The sequence below is a fragment of the Pseudonocardia sp. SID8383 genome, assembly GCF_009864975.1.
GTDB classification, from domain to species: domain Bacteria; phylum Actinomycetota; class Actinomycetes; order Mycobacteriales; family Pseudonocardiaceae; genus Pseudonocardia; species Pseudonocardia alni.
This window is the reverse complement of the sequence record NZ_WWFY01000946.1, coordinates 1-306: the sequence shown is the minus strand read 5'-3', so window position 1 is coordinate 306 and position 306 is coordinate 1. Positions and strand designations below refer to the sequence as shown.

Genomic DNA, 306 nt, shown 5'->3' with positions numbered 1-306 from the left:
CGGGCGCGGTAGCCGAGCACGGACGGCGACCGGCGCAGGACGCCGTACTCGTTCCATCCGAAGCGCTCCGGGTCGAGCTGCTCCGACCGCGCGCCGCGGACCTCGGTGAGCGGTGCCTCGGCCAGCGGCCGTCCGAGCAGCGCCTGCCGGACGTGTACCCCGTCGCCGTCGACACGGACCCGGGCGACGGCGGTCAGTGCGGTCGAGACGACGGCGGCGGCGACGAGCACGACGACCAGCACCGCGCTGCCGCCGGCCGCCAGCTGGGCGACGGCGGCCAGGAGCAGCACCGCCGCGACGACCAGG

General features: G+C 77.5%; 1 protein-coding gene. It reads right to left on the bottom strand.

Annotated elements, in window-relative coordinates:
• On the bottom strand, positions 1–306 hold a 306-nt coding region (locus GTW08_RS22460), incomplete at both ends, for a hypothetical protein (RefSeq protein ID WP_161152484.1).